Genomic DNA, 19800 nt, shown 5'->3' with positions numbered 1-19800 from the left:
TCAGCCCTGAATGCTCGGGGGACGAACGGCTATGAAAACTTTGCGACTCCGCAACGGCTTGCGTAGCCAGGCGCCCGGGAATCCCGAGCTACCAGTCGCCCTTGCCCCGCAGGGACTTCTTCTCCGACGTGCGCTTCTTTCCTTCGAGTCTGCGTCGCTTCGCACCGGCGGAGGGGCGCGTGGGGCGGCGCACCTTGGGGACGATGGTGAGCGCCTTCAGGCCCTCGCGCAGTCGCTCCAGGGCCACGCCCTTGTTCTGCGTCTGGCTGCGCCGCTCGGTGGCGGAGACGGACAGCTCGGTGGCCGCGTGCGTGAGGCGCACGCCGCTGGCGGTGGTGTTGCGGTGCTGCCCGCCGGGACCGGAGGCGATGAAGTAATCCACCTCGCACGTCTTCAGCAGGGCCTCGTCGTCGAGCGCGAGGGCCTCTCGCGCGGCTTGTCGGCGGGTGGGTGAGGTCGTGGTGGTCATGGCGTCTCTCGAAAGGTAGCCCTCGACGCCGGTGTCTTGCACCGACTGACTCGGCGCCCTCGCGCTCCCGCTCCCACCCGGCCTGCCTCCGTCCTCCAGGCGGCCGGGCAGGCTCTCGGGGTGAGATGGTGGCTGTATCAATTTGAGATGACTTGCGCCGACTCAAGCTTGGGTCTGAAGTAATTCCAATGGGTTACGTGTTGGCCTGACGGTTGCTCTATGGGTGGTCAGACGCGGTAACCCAAGGAGACACGGACATGGCCCTCAAGACCTGGCAGTTGGACGCGGCGCACACGACGGTCGGCTTCATGGTTCGCCACATGGTGGTGGCGAAGGTGCACGGCCGGTTCACGAAGTTCGAGGGGAAGGTGGTGGTGAACGGGGACGACCTGTCGCAGGGCTCGGCGGAGGTGAAGATTGAAGCGGCGAGCATCGACACGGGCGTGGAGCAGCGTGACAACCACCTGCGCTCGCCGGACTTCTTCGACGCGGTGGCGTTCCCCAAGCTCATCTTCCGCAGCAAGCGCGTGCAGGACGCGGGCAAGGGGCACTACCGCGTGGTGGGCGACCTGACGATTCGCGACGTCACGCGCGAGGTGACGCTGGACACGGAGTTCCTGGGCAAGGTGAAGGACCCGTGGGGCAACGAGCGACTGGCCTTCCAGGCGAGCACCAGCATCGAGCGCAAGGAGTTCGGGCTCTCGTGGAACCAGGCGCTGGAGGCAGGCGGGCTCCTGGTGGGTGAGCGTGTCGATATCACCCTGGACGTGCAGGCGGTGGCGGTGGCGGCGGAGCAGGCGGCGTGAAGTGGCATGCGGCGGGGCGCCCGCTGTCCCGCAGGTCCGTGACGGGCGGGCTGTTGGTCGGAGCCTCGGGCCTGGTGGGTGGCGGGCTCCTGTCGCGCCCCGCAACGCGGGGCGAGGTTGATGCATCTGAGTTGCAACTCGAAGGGAAAGGGAGGCAGGCGATGATCTACGTCCGGAATGCAGAGGAGAGGGGCCATGCCAACCACGGCTGGCTGGACACGCATCACACGTTCTCGTTCGCGGACTACTACGACGCGGACTTCATGGGGTTCCGCACGTTGAGGGTCATCAACGAGGACACCGTGGCGCCGCAGCGCGGGTTCGGCATGCACCCGCACCGGGACATGGAGATCATCACCTACGTGCTGGGCGGGAAGGTGGAGCACCGCGACAGCATGGGCACCCAGGCGGTCATCCAGCCGGGTGAGGTGCAGCGGATGAGCGCGGGGACGGGCGTGGTGCACAGCGAGATGAACAACTTCTCGGAGCCGCTGCACATGCTGCAGATCTGGATCCTCCCGAAGGAGAAGGGCCTGAAGCCGGGCTACGAGCAGAAGGCGTTCGACGCGAAGGAGCGTCAGGGGCGCTTCCGGGTGGTGGCGTCGCCGGACGGGCGGGAGGGCTCGCTGACGGTGCACCAGGACCTGCTGCTGCACGGCACGCTGCTGGGCAAGGGCGAGTCCGCCGAGTACGCGCTTTCGCCGGGGCGTCACGCCTGGGTGCAGGTGGCGCGGGGCTCGGGCACGCTGAACGGCGTGAAGGTGAAGGCGGGGGACGGCGTGGCGGTGTCGTCCGAGGACAAGCTGGTGCTCACCGCCGACACGCCGGTGGAGGCGCTGCTGTTCGACATGGCCTGAGCGCGTGAGCGCCGGGCGTTCGCGAGTCGCACCCGGGCCGGGTGGCGAGGACCTGGATGAAGGTCCCTGCTCCCCGGCCCTCGTGCGTCCTGGGACTTCAGCGCATGTCGAGCGTGAGGCTGGTCCTGGCCGTGCGCCCGTCCTCGGCGGTGGCGACCACGGTGACGGCCACGGGGATGCGGGCGACGCTCGTCGTGGTGGCGATGAGGATGTTGGCGGACGCCTGGTCACCGGGGACGACGACAGGCTGGGCGGTGATGCGCCGCGAGTCGGACTCCAGGGTGAGCGTCAGCGGGCCGGTGAAGCCCTCGGCGCGCGTGAGCTGCACGGGCGTGAGCTCTGACTGTCCGACGAACAGGGTGAGCTGCCGCTGCGCGAGGGCGATGGAGAAGTCGGGCTGGCTGGTGGTGGCCGGGAGGACCACGACGTAGAGCTCGGCGCCGGAGACCAGGTCCTTGCCGGAGTCGTTCGCCAGGAGCAGCGTGCGCTGGGCGCCGGTGACGGCGATGTCCTGCGCGACGCTGACGGTGACCATCTGGGTGGTGATGCCCTCGCCCTCGGGGACGATGATTTCGGGCGCCATGGTGATGCCCTCGGGCGCGGACTCCATGTTCACGCGGAGCTCCCCGGGCTGGTCGCCCACGCGGTTGAGCGTCACCTCGAACTGGGTGGACTGGCCGGGCTCGAGGCTCACGGCCCAGGGCATGGTGAACTGGAGCCGGTAGTAGGGCGAGTTGCTGTTGCACGAGGCGACGAGCAGACAGCCGAGGAGGAAGAGGCTTCGGCGGAGGACGGGCATCATGGGCGTGGTTCTCCCGGGAACGGCTCAGCATGAAACCGCCGCCCCCCGTGGAGCAAGCCGCCCGGATGGACAGCGTGCGCGGAGCGACATCGGCGGCGTGAAGGAAGCAGGACATCCCAACGTCCGGGATTCAGGGGCATTCCTCGGCGAAATGTGGGGGGCGTAGACCTTTGGACGGGCTGGTCCGTTCATGGAGGGGAACGCGCGCGCAGCCACCCCTTTTTCCACGCAGACCCTTCCTCCGGAGTTCTTCGCCATGGACCTTTCGTCCCTGTCGCGGGCCGTGCTGTCGGCCGCGCTCGCCCTCACCCTGTCCTCCACCCCCGCGCTGGCCGAGTCGCTGCCGAGGGCCGCGGTCACCACGCCTGCCCTGCCGCAGGGCGACGTGGCTCCCAAGGTCCAGGACGTCGTGGCCCCCAAGGTCCAGGACAAGGTCGAGGTGAAGGCGGCCCGGCCCGAAATCGAGGTGGTGTTCGTGCTGGACACGACGGGCTCGATGAGCGGCCTGTTGGAAGGGGCCAAGCAGAAGATCTACTCCATCGCCTCGCGCATCGCGCAGGGTCGGCCCACGCCGCACCTGAAGGTCGGCCTGGTGGCGTACCGGGACGTCGGCGATGACTACGTGACGAAGCGCTTCGACCTGAGCGACGACCTGGACACGGTGTTCGCGAACCTGCGCCGCTTCCAGGCGGGCGGTGGAGGAGACACGCCCGAGCACGTGGGGCGCGGGTTGGGTGAGGCGGTGTCGAAGCTGTCGTGGAGCCAGGACCGCACGGTGATGAAGGCCATCTTCCTGGTGGGGGACGCGCCTCCCGCGGCGCGCAACGACGACTGGGACTTCAAGCACTGGGCGCAGCGGGCGCGCGACAAGCACATCGTGGTGAACACGGTGCGGTGCGGTCTGGATGCCGAGACGCAGAAGTCGTGGAAGTTCGTGGCGAAGCTGACGGACGGCACCTACGACTCCATCGACCAGTCCGGCGGCATGGTGGCGGTGACCACGCCCTATGACGCGGAGCTGGCGAAGGTGAACTCGGAGCTGGCCTCCAAGACGCTCTACACCGGCAAGGCGGCGGTCCAGGCGAAGAACAAGGAGCGGGCCAAGGCGATGGCGGAGCTGGCGCCGGAGGCCGCGTCGGAGCGCATCAGCTACATGCGCAAGACGGCGGACAAGGGCTCGTCCGGCGCCGCCGCTCCGAGCAGCGCGCCCGTCGCGGTGGATGGCGCGGTGGACCTGGTGGTCGCGCCGGGGGCACTCGCTCGGGTGAGTGCCGACGAGCTGCCCGATGAACTCAAGGGCCTGGATGACAAGGCGCGCGCGGCGAAGGTGAAGCAGCTGGGCGAGGAGAAGAAGGTGCTGGAGGCGAAGGCCTCCAAGCTGGCCGCGGAGCGCGAGGCGTGGCTCGCGAAGAACCGCTCCGAGAAGGAGGACGCCTTCGACGCCAACGTGATGAAGGGCGTCAAGGCGCAGGCCGCGCGGCACGGCGTGACGTACTGAGGTCGCTGGGCGGCCGCCCCGAGAAGGAGGACGCCTTCGACGCCAACGTGATGAAGGGCGTCAAGGCGCAGGCCGCGCGGCACGGCGTGACGTACTGAGTCTCTGGGCGGCCGGAGCGGGGGGCTCCGGCGCCAGAGTCGCATGCGTGTCGGCGCGGCGTGGCGACGCTACTTGATGTGGTGCCGCACGAGACGGGCTGCCCCTCGCAAGGCCGCTGCTCGCGACGCCGCCCGGTGCGATGCGTCCGGAGAAGGAGCCGCTCCTTGCGTGGAGTCTGCTCGCGACGCCGCCCGGTGCGATGCGTCCGGAGAAGGAGTCGCTCCTTGCGTGGAGTCTGCTCGCGTCGCGGCGCGGGGCTCGTCGGCGCGACGAGCTACTCGCGCGTCACCGCCTGGAGGATGGCCTCGCGCCGCCGGTCCAAGAGGCGCAGCGCCAGCGGGAGCGAGGCCCGGTAGATGGCCAGGTAGAGCCCCGCGCACAGCGCGATCATCATCGCGGACTGCCAGGTGGGCCCGTCCTTGCCGGCGAGCTTCAACGTCCAGCCGAAGGGCATGCACCCGATGCTGGCCGCGACGATGCCGAGCATCGACGCCGTCAGGGGCACCTTGTCGCGCCGCTTGAGGTTCGCGTGGAACTTCACCGGGAAGTAGAGCGACAGGAAGTTGCCCGCGGCCATCAGGATGGGCAGCACGCCCACCACCGCGGCGAGCGCGCACGCGATGTCCACCCACGTGCCGAAGCCGAAGTACACCCGGTAGAACAGCGCCACCAGCACCGCCATCCCGAGCGCGGCCGCCGCCTGCACCCGGTTCTTCGCGTGCAGCACCTCCGCCAGGTTCAGCGGCGCCGCGAGGAACGCCGCGAAGCCCTGCCCGTCATAGGCGAATGTGTTCTGCGAGAACGTGGACGCAATCACCACCGCGCCATAGATGCACAAGCCGCCCATCAACCACGTGTCCGCGGAAGCCCCCAGCAGGAACACGAACAGGTCCCGCCCGGACAGCAGCTTCAGCAGGATGGCCAGGATGAAGGGCACCGACGCGAGCAGCCTCGCGCGCGGGTTTCTCCACAGGTCCAGCGCCTCGCGCGTCACCAGCGTGGAGAAGCGCGTGCGCGTGCGCGCGAACGGGTTCCCATCCTGCGAGTCCTTCGACTGCGGCCCCGCTCGCCCCGCCTGCCGGTGGAAGCGCATGAGCAGCGCGTACGCCACGCCCATGCCCAGCGCGGCGAAGAACAACAGGCCCACCGCCTCCGCCATCGCCACGCGCGGGCGGAACCATGCGAGCTGCCCCAGCCCGTCCCCGAAGAAGCCTGGCGGCACGCGGCCCAGCGCCACCGCCGCGTTGATGATGAGGCTCATGTCCAGCGCGTCCACGCCCTCGGTGCCCACCGCCGTCAGCCACGACGTGTCGATGGGCGGGATGAACGACGCGGCCACCAGGAAGGCCAGCAGGCCGCCGCCCATGATCTCCGCGCTGCGCTTCTCGCGCAGCACGTTGATGACGGCGTACAGCGCCACCCGGCTCCACGCGGCGCACAGGAGCGCGAACAAGACGTACAGCACCACCGCGAGCCACGGCGCCCACAGCCGGTTGACCGACGCGAAGCCCAGCGCCGCGCCGGTGAGCGGCGCGTAGAACACCAGCGCGCGCGGCTCGAAGAGGCTGGCCACCGTGGAGGCGATGAGCAGCCGGAATGGCGAGATGGGGAAGGCCGCGTACCGGCTCAGCTCCGAGTGGTCATCCACGCCCGCGGACAACAGCGGCCACGTCACCCAGACGGAGAAGGTGACGAAGCACAGCAGGTTGAGGATGAAGTACGGCCACACGTCGCTCCGGGCCACCGGGCCCAGCCGCATCAGCCCGAAGAAGAACAGGCCGAAGAACACACCCGGCGCGCTGGACGCGAGGAACGCGCCCACCGCCAGGAGCCGGCTCTTGCCCGGCCCCTGGTTCAGCCCGATGTCGAAGCGCAGCCCCCACAACAACAAGAGGTGCCGGAAGAAGCCCGGGACGGCGGGGCGGCTCATGCCGGCTCCCGCAGCGCGACGACGGGCGCGGGCGCCTCACCGTAGAAGGACAGGCGCGCGTTGCGCGAGGCCGGCACCGCGATGAGCTTCTCGAACACCGCCTCCAGCGACGGACAGTCGTAGCGTCCGAGCAGCGACGACACCGTCCCCTGGTCCAGCATCCGCCCGCCCTGGATGATGCCCGCGTGAGTCGCCAGCCGCTCCGCGATTTCCAGCACGTGCGTGGTGAGCAGCAGCGTCACCCCGCGACGCGACAGCTCGCGCAGCAGCTCCCGGATGACGCCCGCGGCCAGCACGTCGATGCCCTCGAAGGGCTCGTCGAGCAGCACCAGCTCCGGCGCGTGGATCAACGCCGCGGCGATGGCGAGCCTGCGCCGCATCCCCTTGGAGTACTCGGCGACGAGCGCGCCCGCCTTGTACGTCAGCTCCGTCAGCTCCAGCAGCTCCGCCGCGCGCGAGGCCGCCTCGTCGCCGTCCAGGCCGTACATGCGCGCGCAGAACGTCAGGTACTGCCGGCCGGTGAGCCGCTCGAAGAGGCTCAGCTCCTCGGGCACCACGCCCACCCGGCGCTTGACCTCCATGGGCTTGTGCACCGCGTCCACGCCCAGCATGCGGATGCTGCCCGCGTCGGGGCCATACACGCCCGTCAGGAGCGCGATGCTGGTGGACTTGCCCGCGCCGTTGGGGCCCAGGTACGCGTAGAAGGCCCCCTTCGGAATCTGGAGGTCCAGGCCGTTGAGCGCGGTGAAGGAACCGAAGCGCTTGACGAGTCCGCGCGCGTCGACGGCCAGTTCATCGGAAGGGGAGGGCGTCATGAAGTGGCGCCATCTCACCCGAGCCGGCACCCCGCCGACAACCCCACCCGGGGCCCGGAGGCGTCAGTGCACGAACGTCATCTCCGGCATGCCGACGATCTGCTGCACCGTCTGGCGGACCTTGTCCAGGTCCACCGGCTTGGAGATGTAGCCGGCGGCGCCCACCAGCTCCGCCTCCCACTCGAAGCCGTAGCCCGAGATGATGATGATGGGCAGTCCCCGAGCGCGCGGCATCTTCTTCAGCGCGTCGAGCAACCCCCAGCCGCTCATCACCGGCATTCGCAGGTCCAGCAGCACGGCGGCGGGCATGTCGCCCTCGAGATGATCCAACGCCTCCCGGCCATTGGCGGCCTGGGCGGTTTGGTAACCCATCTCCTCGAGGGCATCGCAGATGAGCGTGCGGTGACTCGCGTCGTCATCGACGACCAGGATGTGGGACATGGCAGGGCCTCAGAGGGGAGCTGCGGCGTCTCTAACCGCGGGATTCTATGGGCCGCAAGATGGGAACGGCTGCGGGATTCCGGAAGGGGGCACGCGACTTTTCAACAGCCAACCACCCTCGGGATACAGCCATCCTCGGGACCCGCGTCACTCGTGCGTCTTCTTCGTCACGTCCGCGTCGCCGGGCGCCTGGGCGGTGTCCGTGCGGCGCAGGTACGTGTTGTGCGCGTAGCCCTGGCGAGACAGTCGCTGGGACTCGATGGCGTCCGCGACCTTGGTGCACACCTGGCTCAAGAGCCTCAAGGACTCCGCCAACAACTTCTCGGCGTGGTCCTGGGCATCGGCGTTCTTGATGGTGGTTCGCTCCTTGCGGAACAGCCCTGGCAACCTCATTCCTCCAAATCTAGGAGACCCCGACGCCCCGCGCCACCGCCCCCACGGGGCCCGGGCGCCGCGCGGGCCTCCAGACCGGGCGCCGCCAGGCCCCTTAACCGGATTGACGGCCCAGCAAATTTACATTTTTGAGCAGTCACCGCGGACCTCGCTCGCCCGCACCCCCTGACTGTCGCGTAACCCACGGATATCAAAGGCGCTTAACGAATTTTCAAGAGGGGGGATGACAGGAAGTTAATTGATCCCTACATTGCCCACGTCGCATTGGACGCAAAGGAGCTGCGCATGGCTTACGACGGCGAGCTGGTGAAGATGCAGAACGGTCGCTGGGCGCGGTTCCAGCGGTGCCAGGTGTACCGCCCGGGCGTGGCGGACGCGGGTGAGACCATGTTGCTCATCGCGGTGGAGCTGGAGGAGCGCTACCAGCTGCTGCTCGACGGGGCGGCGGACTCGCTGGCCCAGTACCGCTACCAGGGCGTGCCCGTGCAGGTCCGGTTGGATCCGGAGGCGCAGGCCATCACCCTCCAGCCCGAAGTGGCTCCGTCCGCACCCGCGGTGCACTGACTCCCGCGCTCCTCGTGAGCGCGGCGGAGCCGGTTTGACGGATTCACAACACAAGGGGCCTCGCGATTCACATCGCGGGGCCCTTTGAATTTACAGCCTCCGGCGTGACGCGTCAGCGGCCCTCCAGCCAACGCGAGTAGGCCCCGAAGTCGTAGCCCCGTCCCAGGAAGTCGCGCACCAGGTCCGCGGCGTCCTCGGAGCCCCCGGGCGCCAGCACCTTGTCGCGGTACCTCCGGGCCGTCTCCACGTCCATCAGCCCGTGCGCCTCGAACGGGGTGAGCAGGTCGCGGGCGATGACGAGCGACCAGAGGTACGTGTAGTAGAGCGCCGAGTAGTCCCCGTCGAGCTGGGTGAAGGCCAGGTGGGCGTAGGTGCCGTCCACGGCGCGGAAGGGCAGGTAGCGCTCCTGGAGCGCCAGCACGCGCGCGGTGGAGTCGCGGCCGGCGGGGTCTCCGTCGTGCAGGTGCAGGCTGACGGCGGCGTAGAAGAGCTGCTGGCGCACCCACAGCCCCTTGCCGAACGAGTCCGCGCGGCGCATCCGCGTGATGAGGTCCTCGGGCAGCGGCGCGTCCGTGTCGATGTGCCGGGCGAAGCGCTGCAGGGTCTCCACGCTCCAGGCCCACTCCTCCAGCACCTGGGCGGGCGCCTCCACGAAGTCCACCTCCGTGCGCGTGCCGGACAGCCCCGCCCAGCGCGTGCGGCCGCCCAGGAGGTGGTGCAGCAGGTGGCCGAACTCGTGGAAGAAGGTGCGCACCTCGGAGTGCTGCAAGAGCGCCGGGCGCGCGCCGGGGCGGGGGAAGTTGCACGTGAGCACGCCCTCGGGCAGCGCCTTGCCCGCGCGGCCCACGGCCAGGTCCCACTGCGCCGCGTGGGTGTACTTGCCCGGGCGCGGGTGCATGTCCAGGTAGAAGCGGCCCAGGCGCACGGGGCCCTCGAGGACGTCGTAGACCTCCACGTCCGGGTGCCACACGGGCGCGTCGACCACGCGCCGGTAGGTGAGCCCGAAGAGGCGCGCGGTGAGGTCCAGCACGCCCTCTTTCACACGCGTGTACTCGAAGTAGGGTCGCAGCTCGCGCGAGTCGAAGCGGAAGCGCTCGGCGCGCACCCGGTCCTCCAGGAAGGCCTGCTCCCAGGGCTCCACGCGCGTGGCCTCGGGCTCGTCGCGGCGCTTCCTCTCGAGCAGCGCGTCGTACTCCTCGCGCACGCGCCCGGTGACGGTGGTGGACAGCGACTCGATGAAGTCCGCCGCCACGTCCTGGCGCTTCACCATCTTGTCCTCGGCCGCGTACGCCGCCCACGTCGGGTAGCCCAAAAGCGTCGCCAGCGCGTGGCGCGCCTGGAGCATGCGCGCGAGCGTCACCAGGTTGCGCGGGTGGCCCCGGCGCCGGCCCAGCCGCCACAGCGCCTCGCGCGTGGCCGTGTCGCGCGCGTACGTCATGAAGGGGCCCAGGTCCGACGTGTCCGTGCGCAGCCGCACCCGCCCGTCCGGGCCCGGCGGGTGCGCGCGCACGTAGTCCTCCGGCAGGCCCGCGAGCGCCGAGGGCGCCACGTCCAGGTGCCGCACGTCCTCGTGGATGTGCCGGCTGAACTCCTGGCCCAGCAGGATGAGCTCCTCCTGCAGCTGCCGCACGCGCTCGCGCGTCGTCTCGTCGCGGTCCACCCCCGCGCGCTTGAAGCCGCGCAGCACCCGCGCCATCCAGTGCCGCGTCACCGCGTCCTGGCCCGCGAGCGTCAGCCCCGACAGCACGTCGTAGACGCGCCGGTCCAGCGCGATGTCCGTGCGCACCCGCTCCACCGCCTGCTCACACCGCTCGGCGGCGGCGCGGAAGGCCGCGTCCGGATGCACGTTGGCGCCGATGCCCGAGCGCCCCACGACGTCGTCCAGCAGCGCCATCGCGTCGTCGTACGTGGTGAGCACGTCCACCTCGGGCGCCGCTCGCGTGGACGGCGCCGTCAGCTTCGCCACCGCCGCGCGCGCCGTCTGGATGTCGCGCCGACACGCCTCCATGAACCGCGAGGGGCTCGTGGCCAGCAGCCGCCCCGCGTCCGGCACCAGCAGCGCGCCTCGTGCGTCGCCCGCGCGGACAGGGCCCTGCCGGGACGGGCCCGTACAGCCCGCCAGCAGCAGCGTGACGACGATGACGAACCTGAAACGCAAAGGCCCTCCCGAACCGGCAAGTGTGGAAGCGGAGCGCGCCACCTGGGGGCTAACCCGTACCCGCTTTCGCAAAGAGGACGGATGGGAGTCCAGTTTGTTGCAAAATTTCAGTGAAAGCGGAGTCGCGGGGCCAATCCATGCGGGCCTGAAAAGGGGCCGGCGAGGGTGGCTCAGGGGGTGAGCTGGAAGAAGCGGGCGGCGTTGTCGCGGGTGACGCGGCGCACGAGGCGCTCGGACAGGCGGGCCTTGGACAGGAGGTTGGTGACGCGGGCGAGGCCGAGGATGTCGCCCGCGCCGTCGCCGGCGTCGGAGTTGAGCACCAGCCGCTCGCTGCCGAGCCTGCGCACGAGGATGACGGCGCGCTCGGCGACGAGCGCCTCGGGGTGCAGCGTCAGCCCGGCCCAGTGGCCCACCTCCAGGATGGTGCGCACGGTGCGCGCGCTGGCGTGGTCCACCAGCACGCGAGAGGGCAGCACGCCGGACTGGCGCAGCAGCGTGAGGATGCGGCGCGTGTGTCGCTCCTTGTCGGAGAGCGGCGTGTGCACCACGACGCGCAGCTTGAGGCGGCGCGCCAGGGCGAGCTGCTCGAGGAAGGCCTCCTCCTCCTCCTCGCCGCCGGCGTGCAGCCCCGTCTCGCCGAGCGCGACGACGCGGCCGCCCTGGAAGTAGTCGGGCAGCGTGGAGAGGACCTCCGACAGCCCGCGCCGGGGGATGCAGCGCGGGTGGACGCCCAGCGCGGCGTACGCGCGGATGCCCAGCTTCTCCAGCCGGGGGAGCTGTCGCTCGACGATGTCGTCGAAGTGGCGCAGCAGCGCCTTGGACGTGGGCTCTGGGAAGTGGTGCGCGACGACGAGCGCCCGCTCCACCCCGAAGAAGCGCATCGACTCCAGGTCCTGGTCGCTCAGGCCCTCGGGGTGCAGGTGCGCGTCGAAGATGGGGAGGGGCTCGGCCACGGCGTCAATCCTGTCCCAGGGAGACACCTTCGTTGCGAGGGTCGCTCGCGGCGAAGCGCAGCCCCGTCTTGGGGTCGACGAAGACGGCCTCCGCGTCGCCCCACTGCTCCACGCGGCGCACCTTGTGGCCCTTGGCCTCCAGCGCCGACAGCGTGGCGGGCTCCAGCCCCCAGCGGTCCACCCACAGCTCGTCCGGCAGGTACTGGTGATGGACGCGGCCCTCGTTCACCGCGCGCACCACGTCCATGCCGCCGTCCACCACGTTGCTGATGACCTGGATGACGGTGGTGGGGATGGTGGAGCCGCCGGGGCTGCCCACCGCGAGCATCACCTTCTTCGGGTCCTCCTTGGAGAACACCAGCGTGGGGGACATGGAGGACTGGGGCACCTTGCCGGGGTGTACGGCGTTGGGCTCGCCGGTGACGAGGCCGTACGCGTTGGGCACGCCGGGCTGCGCGGCGAAGTCGTCCATCTCGTCGTTGAGCAGCACGCCGGTGCCCTTGGCCACCACGCACGAGCCGAAGCTGTAGTTCACCGTGGTGGTCAGCGCCACCGCGTTGCCCTGCTTGTCGACGATGGAGATGTGCGTGGTGTTCTTGCGCTCCGGCTCCGGCGTCAGCGTGGTGGGCTTGTCCGTCAGCGTGGAGCCCTGCTGCGTGCCCGCCGCCTGCGGCAGCAGCGCCAGGCTGGAGGTGGCCTTCTTCGGGTCGATGGAGCCCGCCAGGTCCGCGATGTGTCCCTTGGAGATGAGCCGCTGGGTGGGCACGTCCGCGAAGTCCGGGTCGCCCAGGTACCTGGCCCGGTCCACGTACGCGCGCCGCAGCGCCTCCACGTACAGGTGCACGCTGTCCGGCTCCCTCCAGGTGAAGCCCTGGGGCCTGAGCTGCTCCATGGCGCCCAGCACCTGGAGCACCGCCACTCCGCCCGCGCTCGGCGGCGGCATGGTGAGGATGCGGTGGCCGCGGTAGCTGCCCTCCAGCGCCTGACGCTCGCGCGTCTTGTACGACGACAGGTCCTCCAGCGTGACGATGCCGCCGCCCGCCTTCACCGTGTCGACGATGCCCTTGGCCACGCTGCCCGCGTAGAAGCCCCTGGCGCCGCTCTTCGACACCGCCGTCAGCGTGCGCGCCAGGTCCGGCTGGCGCACCAGGTGGCCCACCGGGGGGATGATGGCCTCGCCCTGCTCGTTCTTGGTCAGGAAGATGCGGCGGGCCTCCGGGTCCTTGCGCAGGCACTCCAGCCGGCCTTCCGCCAGCGCGCGGTAGCGGGGCGTCACCCACAGGCCCTTCTTCGCCGCCTCGATGGCCGGCGCCAGCACCACGGCGCGCGGCAGGGTGCCGTGCTTCTCGAGCAGCTCCAGGTAGCCCGCCACCGCGCCCGGCACCGCGACGCTCAAGACGCCGTCGGTGGACAGCCCCGGCACCACCTTGCCGTCCCTGACGAACATGTCGCGCGTGGCCGCCTTGGGCGCCACCTCGCGGAAGTCCAGCACCCGGGTGGTGCCCGTCTTCGCGTCGTGCACCAGCGCGAAGCCGCCGCCGCCCACGCCCGAGTGGTAGGGCCCCACGACGGCCGCCACGAAGGCCGCCGCCACCGCCGCGTCCACCGCGTTGCCGCCGCTCTCGAGCATCTTCAGCGCCGCCTCGCTCGCGGGCGGGTACGCCGTGGCCACCGCGCCACCCCGGTACGGCCGCGCCGCCTGGGCCACGCCCGCCACCAGCATCAGCACCACCAGCGCCGCCGCCTCCAGCACCTTCGCGCGCGTGCGCGGGGCCTGCTTCTCGAAGCTCGTGTCGTTCACGGAATCCACCCCTCCTCGGGGCGCAATCAATACCTTGTGGCTGGCATTCGTCGCAGGGGATGTGTTACCCGGCGGACACTCACCCACACCTTGGGGCCGGGACTCGGGGGCGCCTGAGCGACTACACCTCTCCCGGTATGCACGAACTGTCCGCACCGGACCATGATTTCAACTCGGCAACATTTTTCCTCTTGGATTGTTCCTCCAGAGGGAGCATCCTTCCCCCATCATGAGCCGCGAGTGGGGGAGCACATGAGCGCACCGGTCATCCCAGACAAACAGCCCCGACCCGGGTCTGTTCCGCCCTCCGGCCGGGTCACCCTCTTCCTCAAGCCCAGCTTTGGAATCACGGTGAAGAGCAACGCGCTGTGTGTCGCCGTGCAGGCAAAGCCCCGACCCGACAACACCTCGGAGACTTCGGAGCTTCGCCCGGTTGACGACTCGAATCCCGGTCCCTAATCCTCCGCCGCATGACAGCTCTGTCGGCGGTGGTGCTGTGTGCGGGCAAGGGCACGCGGATGAAGTCGAAGAAGGCCAAGGTCCTTCACGCCATCCTCGGAAAGCCCCTGTGCGCGTATCCCCTCAAGCGAGCGCTCGAACTCGGTGCCACGTCGGTGGTGCCGGTGGTGGGCCATCAAGCGGAGAGCGTGGAGAAGGAGGTCCGCGCCCTGTTCCCCCAGGCGCCCCTCACCTTCGCGCTCCAGCGTGAGCAGCGGGGTACGGCGGACGCGGTGCGCTCCGCGGAGGAGGCCCTGAAGGGGTTCTCCGGGCGCGTGCTCATCCTCTACGGGGACGTGCCGTTGCTGCGCAAGGAGACCCTGGCGTCGCTGTTGGCCGCGCATGACGCGGCGGGCGGCGTGCTGGCGATGGTGACGACGGTGCTCGAGGACCCCACCGGCTACGGGCGCGTCCTGCGCGAGGGCGGCCGGGTGACGCGGGTGGTGGAGCAGAAGGACGCCAGCCCCGAGCAGCGCGCGGTGAAGGAGTGCAACGCGGGCATCTACTCCGTCGACGCGGCCTTCCTCTGGAAGGCGCTGGCCGATATCAAGCCGAACAACGCGCAGGGCGAGTACTACCTCACGGACCTGGTGGAGCTGGCCGCGAGGCAGGGCCCGGTGGGCACCGTCGTGGCGGACGCCACCGAGACGGCGGGGGTGAATGACAAGGTGGAGCTGGCGGCGCGGGCCAAGGTGCTCCAGCGGCGCATCAACGACGCGCACATGCGCGCGGGCGTCACGCTGCACGACCCGGACACCACCTTCATCGAGGAGGACGTGGTGGTGGGCTCGGACTCCGAGGTGGGCCCGGGGGTGTCGCTGACCGCGGGCAGCGTCATCGGCGAGGGCGTGGTGATTGGCCCCGGCTGCGTGGTGAGCGCCTCCACGGTGGCGGACGGCTCCGTGCTCAAGCCCTACTCCGTGCTGGAGGAGGCGAAGGTGGGAGTGCGGAACGTCATCGGCCCGTTCGCCCGCCTGCGCCCGGGGACGGAGCTGGCAGAGGACGTGCATCTGGGCAACTTCGTGGAGACGAAGAAGGCGCAGATCGGCAAGGGCAGCAAGGCCAACCACCTGACTTATCTGGGGGACGCCCGGATTGGCGCGGGCTGCAACATCGGCGCGGGCACCATCACCTGTAATTATGACGGGGTGAACAAGAGCCTGACGGAGCTGGGCGACGGGGTCTTCATCGGCTCCGACACGCAGCTGGTGGCGCCCGTGAAGGTGGGCGACGGGGCCTATGTCGGGGCGGGCACCACGGTGACGAAAAACGTGCCTCCTGGGAGCCTCGCTGTGTCACGTGCGCCACAGGTGACGAAGGAAGGTTGGGTGGCCGCGAAGAGGCGCGTCGCGCGGCCAAGGGTGGTTGAGCCAGGGCGTGGCTCTTGCTTGGGGGGCGGCCGGACTGCCGCTCCCGGAGATGTACGGATATCCCTCGGTTTGCTCCGGCGGGCGTGGGCGTGAGAGAGAGGTCAGAACATGTGCGGGATTGTTGGTTACGTCGGTGACAAGGAATCGGCTCCCATCCTCGTTTCCGGGCTGAAGAAGCTCGAGTACCGGGGGTATGACTCGGCGGGCGTGGCGGTGGTGAACCGCAACGAGCTGAACGTGGTGCGCGCCACGGGCAAGCTGCGCAACCTGGAGAACCGTGTGGTGGCGGACCAGCCGAAGGGGAACATCGGCATCGGTCACACGCGCTGGGCCACGCACGGGCGTCCCTCGGACGAGAACGCGCACCCCCACACGTACAAGAACGTCGCGGTGGTGCACAACGGCATCATCGAGAACCACCTGGCGCTCAAGGAGCAGCTGCGCGCCAAGGGCCATGTCTTCTCCTCGGAGACGGACACGGAGGTCTTCGCCCACCTCATCTCGGAGGAGCTGGAGAAGGGCAAGGACCTGCCGGACGCGGTGCGCGGCGCGATTGAGCAGGTGAAGGGCACGTACGCGCTGGCGGTGGTGAGCGCGACGGACCCCAACCGCATCGTCGCGACGAAGAACGCGTCGCCCATGGTGCTGGGCCTGAGCGAGGGGCAGAACTTCATCGCCAGCGACGTGCCCGCGGTGCTCGAGCACACGCGCGACATCGTCTACATGGAGGAGGGTGACCTGGCCATCGTCACCGCTTCCAAGGTGGACATCTTCAACCGCCAGGGTCAGCCGGTGAACCGCGCCACCCGCCGCATCGACTGGACGCCGATGATGGCGGAGAAGGGCGGCCACAAGCACTTCATGCACAAGGAGATCTGGGAGCAGCCCCGCGCCGTCGCGGACACGCTGCGCGGCCGGATGCTCCTGTCCGAGGGCGACGTCCACTTCGAGGGCTGGAACCTGACGCCCGAGAAGGTGCGCTCGCTCACGAAGATCACGATTCTCGCGTGCGGCACGTCGTGGCACTCGGGCGTGGCCGGCAAGCACATGATTGAGACGCTGGCGCGGCTGCCGGTCGAGGTGGAGCTGGCGAGCGAGTTCCGCTACCGCGACCCCATCGTCGAGGGCACGCACCTGGCCATCGCCATCAGCCAGTCGGGTGAGACGGCGGACACGCTGGCGGCGTTCAAGGAGGCCAAGGCGCGCGGGGCCACGGCGATGGCCATCTGCAACGTCATCGGCAGCGCGATGACGCGCGAGGCGGAGTTCTCCGTCCTGACGAACGCGGGCCCGGAGATTGGCGTCGCGTCCACCAAGGCGTTCACCACGCAGCTGGTGGCGCTCTACCTGCTGGCGGTGAAGCTGGGCCGCATGCGCGGGACGTTGTCGGTGCAGGCGGCGCAGGAGCACCTGACGCACCTGACCGAGATTCCGAAGATGATCGAGGACGTGCTCAAGTGCGAGCCGGCCGTCAAGCGCGTGGCGCGTGAGTTCATGAACGCGCAGGACTTCCTCTTCCTCGGCCGTGGCCCCATGCACCCGGTGGCGCTCGAGGGCGCGCTGAAGCTGAAGGAGATTTCGTACATCCACGCGGAGGGCTACGCGGGTGGCGAGATGAAGCACGGCCCGATTGCCCTCATCGACGAGAAGATGCCGGTGGTGGTCATCGCGCCGAAGCAGCCGCACGTGGCCTACGAGAAGATCATCGGCAACGTGGAGGAGGTCCGCGCGCGCGGCGGCAAGGTCATCGCCGTCATCGACGAGGACGACAAGCAGGTGGACGGCCTGGCGGACCACGTCATCCGGATTCCGGCGGCGTGCGCGCTGCTGGCGCCGGTGGTGGCCACGATTCCGCTGCAGCTCCTCGCGTACCACGTGGCGGAGATGCGCGGGAACGACGTGGACCAGCCGCGCAACCTGGCCAAGAGCGTGACGGTGGAGTAGCCGTCGCTCGCGCCTCCTGATGCACGCGGAGCCCGGGTTCCCCTGATGGGGGCCCGGGCTCCTGTCGTTCCGGGGCTCGGGCCTCCCCGGTGGGCCGGCATGCTGTCGCCCGGAGGAAGTCGCGGGCGCCTCGCGCTTTGATGCCCACCCGCTTGCGTGGATACAGTCACCGGGTGTCGGACGCCACGCGCACCCAGCCTCCCCTGCACCAGACCGAGCAGGAGCCCGGCGAGGAGCGTCTGGGGGACCTGGCGCCCTGGACGCCCCCTGGCGCCGAGGCCGGGACCCAGGGCCTGACGGACCTCTCCTCCTGGGCCGCGCCCGCCCCGGCGCACCTGGTCCGGCCCACGCCTCCGGTGGAGCTGCCCCTGCCCGTCCTCGTCCGGGTGGAGCAGGCCGTGGCCGCGCCCGAGGCGGAGCGCCCCGAGGCCGCCTCCCGGCTCAACGAGGTCCTCGCCCAGCTCGCCCAGGGCGGCGGGGAGCGTCAGGTGGCGGACACCCTGCACCGGCTGCTCGACAGCGGCCGGCTGGAGGGACTGGTGGACGCCCGGGGGCGCTCGTGCCGCGCCGTGGCCGTGGAGGCGCTCCTGTCCCTGGGCTTCCCCTACGCCTTGGAGGTCCAGCCCGAGGACCTCAAGCACCTGCGCGCCAACCACGCCTCGCGCCCCCAGGGCCGCCCCGGCGCGCTCGACTTCGGCCCGGAGGTCCCCGCCCTGGTGCTGGGCGGCGGCCTCTTCGCCCAGATGGTGGAGGAGTTCCTGCGTCCCGGCGTGGTCGAGGGCACGGTGACCTTGCAGGTGGGCCTGTGCGTGCTGGCCATGCTGGCCTTGTGGCTTGCCCCGCCCCGGACTCCCGTGTACCGCCTGGGCCTGGGATTGCTGGCCCTCGTGTCGGGCTACGGGCTGCTGCTGGCCCTCGGCTCGGCGGGGCATGCCGGGGGGCTGTGGGCAGGTGTGGCAGGCGCGGTGGCCGTCCTCCTGGCTGCCCTCCGCGAGAGCTGACCGGCAGGATTCAACACGGATGTCAGAGGGGTGGACTAGGGTCTACCCATCGCGTACTAAAAGCGCGTTCAGGTGAGCCGGGGTGGCTCGCCAATACAAGGAGCCAAGAGAAATGGCCGTGAATCAGGAGAAGGAAAAGGCGATCGAGCTGGCGATGTCCGCGGTGGAGCGCCAGTTCGGTAAGGGGTCCATCATGCGGCTCGGCAACGACGAGCCGCTGATGCGGGACGTGCAGGCCATTTCGACGGGCTCGATTTCGCTGGATATCGCCCTGGGCGTGGGCGGCGTGCCCAAGGGCCGCATCATCGAGATCTTCGGACCGGAGTCCTCCGGCAAGACGACGCTGTGTCTGCACATCGTCGCCGAGGCGCAGAAGCGCGGCGGCATCTGCGGCTACGTGGACGCCGAGCACGCGCTGGACGTGGGCTACGCGCGCAAGCTGGGCGTGCGCACCGACGACCTGCTCCTGAGCCAGCCGGACACCGGTGAGCAGGCGCTGGAAATCGCGGAGATGCTGGTGCGCTCGGGCGCCATCGACGTGCTGGTGGTGGACTCGGTGGCCGCGCTCGTTCCCAAGGCGGAGCTCGAGGGCGAGATGGGCGACGCGCACATGGGTGTGCAGGCCCGTCTGATGAGCCAGGCTTTGCGCAAGCTCACGGGCACCATCGCCAAGAGCCAGACGTGCGTCATCTTCATCAACCAGATCCGCATGAAGATCGGCGTCATGTTCGGCAACCCCGAGACGACCACGGGCGGCAACGCGCTGAAGTTCTACGCGTCGCAGCGCCTGGACATCCGCCGCATCGGCGCCATCAAGAATGGCGAGAACGTGGTGGGCAGCCGCACCCGCGTGAAGGTGGTGAAGAACAAGGTGGCGCCTCCGTTCAAGGAGGTCGAGTTCGACATCATGTACGGCACGGGCATCTCCCGTGAGGGCGACCTCATCGACCTGGCCTCCAACGACAACATCGTGGAGAAGAGCGGCAGCTGGTTCTCGTTCAACGGCGAGCGCATCGGTCAGGGCCGGGAGAACGCGAAGGACTACCTGCGGGAGCACCCGGAGGTGGCGCGCGACATCGAGACCCGCGTGCTGGAGAAGTACGGCATCGCGAAGGGCGCGCCCCTCTCCGCGGCCCCCGCGGAGGAGGCCCCCGCCGAGGGTGCCAGCGAGAAGCGTCAGCGCGTGAAGGCCGTGAAGTAACGCCTTCCCTCGCGGAACTTCGACAGACGGGGTCGTCCTCCTTCGTGGGGGCGGCCCCGTCGTCGTTGCCGGCCCCACGCATGCGGGGCGCACGGGTGGCCCCGGGCGCCGAGTGCTGACACGACGCGTTGTGTCCGGCGTGTGGCGGGGATGTTGCCGGAGTGATGGACGAGGGCCGTAGACTCCCGGGCGTTTCGTTT

Annotated in this window: 17 protein-coding genes; 8 read left to right on the top strand and 9 right to left on the bottom strand. The window is 69.8% G+C overall.

All coding sequences use genetic code 11. The annotated features are described in order from the left end of the window. Nucleotides 1-88: 88 nt before the first annotated feature. On the bottom strand, nt 89-469 hold the full coding sequence (locus tag OWM54_RS13135) for a peptide chain release factor family protein (RefSeq protein WP_223746398.1): 381 nt from the start codon (nt 467-469) through the stop codon (nt 89-91). Nucleotides 470-726: 257 nt separating this feature from the next. Between OWM54_RS13135 and OWM54_RS13130 the strand changes: the two genes are divergently transcribed. Both OWM54_RS13130 and OWM54_RS13125 read left to right on the top strand, forming a co-directional pair. After that, nucleotides 727-1275: a YceI family protein gene (locus OWM54_RS13130; protein WP_267697733.1), complete on the top strand. Its 549-nt coding sequence runs from the start codon at nt 727-729 to the stop codon at nt 1273-1275. Nucleotides 1276-1436: 161 nt separating this feature from the next. Next, a complete protein-coding gene (locus tag OWM54_RS13125) occupies nt 1437-2132 on the top strand; it encodes a pirin family protein (RefSeq protein WP_223784842.1) in 696 nt (231 codons plus the stop codon). A 97-nt stretch (nt 2133-2229) separates the two neighbouring features. Here OWM54_RS13125 and OWM54_RS13120 read toward each other — a convergent pair whose 3' ends face one another. Next, on the bottom strand, nt 2230-2934 hold the full coding sequence (locus tag OWM54_RS13120) for a hypothetical protein (protein WP_267697732.1): 705 nt from the start codon (nt 2932-2934) through the stop codon (nt 2230-2232). Between the two features lie 256 nt (nt 2935-3190). Here OWM54_RS13120 and OWM54_RS13115 point away from each other — a divergent pair, with 256 nt between their 5' ends. Then, a complete protein-coding gene (locus tag OWM54_RS13115; protein ID WP_267697731.1) occupies nt 3191-4432 on the top strand; it encodes a vWA domain-containing protein in 1242 nt (413 codons plus the stop codon). Between the two features lie 373 nt (nt 4433-4805). Here the strand turns inward: OWM54_RS13115 and OWM54_RS13110 are convergent, their stop codons facing one another. The 4 genes from OWM54_RS13110 to OWM54_RS13095 all read right to left on the bottom strand — a co-directional run bounded on the left by OWM54_RS13110 (nt 4806) and on the right by OWM54_RS13095 (nt 8110). After that, nucleotides 4806-6461 carry a hypothetical protein gene (locus OWM54_RS13110; protein WP_223784845.1) on the bottom strand — a complete coding sequence of 552 codons (1656 nt, stop codon included), beginning with the start codon at nt 6459-6461 and terminating at the stop codon, nt 4806-4808. Further along, the gene (locus tag OWM54_RS13105; RefSeq protein ID WP_046711475.1) at nt 6458-7276 is read right to left on the bottom strand and encodes an ABC transporter ATP-binding protein; all 819 of its coding nucleotides are present in this window, start codon (nt 7274-7276) and stop codon (nt 6458-6460) included. The genes OWM54_RS13110 and OWM54_RS13105 overlap by 4 nt, the downstream gene beginning before the upstream one ends. A gap of 63 nt (nt 7277-7339) precedes the next feature. After that, complete coding sequence (locus OWM54_RS13100; protein WP_046711476.1) at nt 7340-7717, bottom strand: response regulator; 378 nt, start codon at nt 7715-7717, stop codon at nt 7340-7342. Nucleotides 7718-7864: 147 nt separating this feature from the next. Then, nucleotides 7865-8110, bottom strand: coding sequence for a hypothetical protein (locus OWM54_RS13095; RefSeq protein ID WP_141325909.1), 246 nt, complete (start codon nt 8108-8110; stop codon nt 7865-7867). 285 nt (nt 8111-8395) lie between these two features. Between OWM54_RS13095 and OWM54_RS13090 the strand changes: the two genes are divergently transcribed. After that, on the top strand, nt 8396-8674 hold the full coding sequence (locus OWM54_RS13090) for a hypothetical protein (RefSeq protein ID WP_046711478.1): 279 nt from the start codon (nt 8396-8398) through the stop codon (nt 8672-8674). Between the two features lie 112 nt (nt 8675-8786). Here the strand turns inward: OWM54_RS13090 and OWM54_RS13085 are convergent, their stop codons facing one another. From OWM54_RS13085 to ggt, 3 genes are all read right to left on the bottom strand, one after another. After that, nucleotides 8787-10682 carry a M3 family metallopeptidase gene (locus tag OWM54_RS13085; protein ID WP_420715376.1) on the bottom strand — a complete coding sequence of 632 codons (1896 nt, stop codon included), beginning with the start codon at nt 10680-10682 and terminating at the stop codon, nt 8787-8789. A 320-nt stretch (nt 10683-11002) separates the two neighbouring features. Beyond that, nucleotides 11003-11785 (bottom strand): TatD family hydrolase, encoded by a 783-nt coding sequence (locus OWM54_RS13080; RefSeq protein ID WP_267697729.1) that lies wholly within the window; start codon nt 11783-11785, stop codon nt 11003-11005. 4 nt (nt 11786-11789) lie between these two features. Continuing rightward, on the bottom strand, nt 11790-13586 hold the full coding sequence (gene ggt / locus OWM54_RS13075) for a gamma-glutamyltransferase (protein ID WP_267697728.1): 1797 nt from the start codon (nt 13584-13586) through the stop codon (nt 11790-11792). Nucleotides 13587-14056: 470 nt separating this feature from the next. Here ggt and glmU point away from each other — a divergent pair, with 470 nt between their 5' ends. The 4 genes from glmU (at nt 14057) to recA (ending at nt 19600) form a co-directional block, all read left to right on the top strand. Then, nucleotides 14057-15547 (top strand): bifunctional UDP-N-acetylglucosamine diphosphorylase/glucosamine-1-phosphate N-acetyltransferase GlmU, encoded by a 1491-nt coding sequence (gene glmU / locus OWM54_RS13070; protein WP_267697727.1) that lies wholly within the window; start codon nt 14057-14059, stop codon nt 15545-15547. 15 nt (nt 15548-15562) lie between these two features. Further along, on the top strand, nt 15563-17398 hold the full coding sequence (glmS, locus tag OWM54_RS13065) for a glutamine--fructose-6-phosphate transaminase (isomerizing) (protein ID WP_267697726.1): 1836 nt from the start codon (nt 15563-15565) through the stop codon (nt 17396-17398). 173 nt (nt 17399-17571) lie between these two features. After that, a complete protein-coding gene (locus tag OWM54_RS13060; RefSeq protein ID WP_267697725.1) occupies nt 17572-18399 on the top strand; it encodes a hypothetical protein in 828 nt (275 codons plus the stop codon). 112 nt (nt 18400-18511) lie between these two features. Beyond that, on the top strand, nt 18512-19600 hold the full coding sequence (gene recA, locus OWM54_RS13055) for a recombinase RecA (RefSeq protein WP_141325914.1): 1089 nt from the start codon (nt 18512-18514) through the stop codon (nt 19598-19600). Nucleotides 19601-19800 lie beyond the last annotated feature (200 nt).

The sequence above is a fragment of the Myxococcus sp. MISCRS1 genome, assembly GCF_026626605.1.
Lineage (GTDB): Bacteria > Myxococcota > Myxococcia > Myxococcales > Myxococcaceae > Myxococcus > Myxococcus fulvus.
This window is presented reverse-complemented; position numbering and strand designations above follow the sequence as displayed.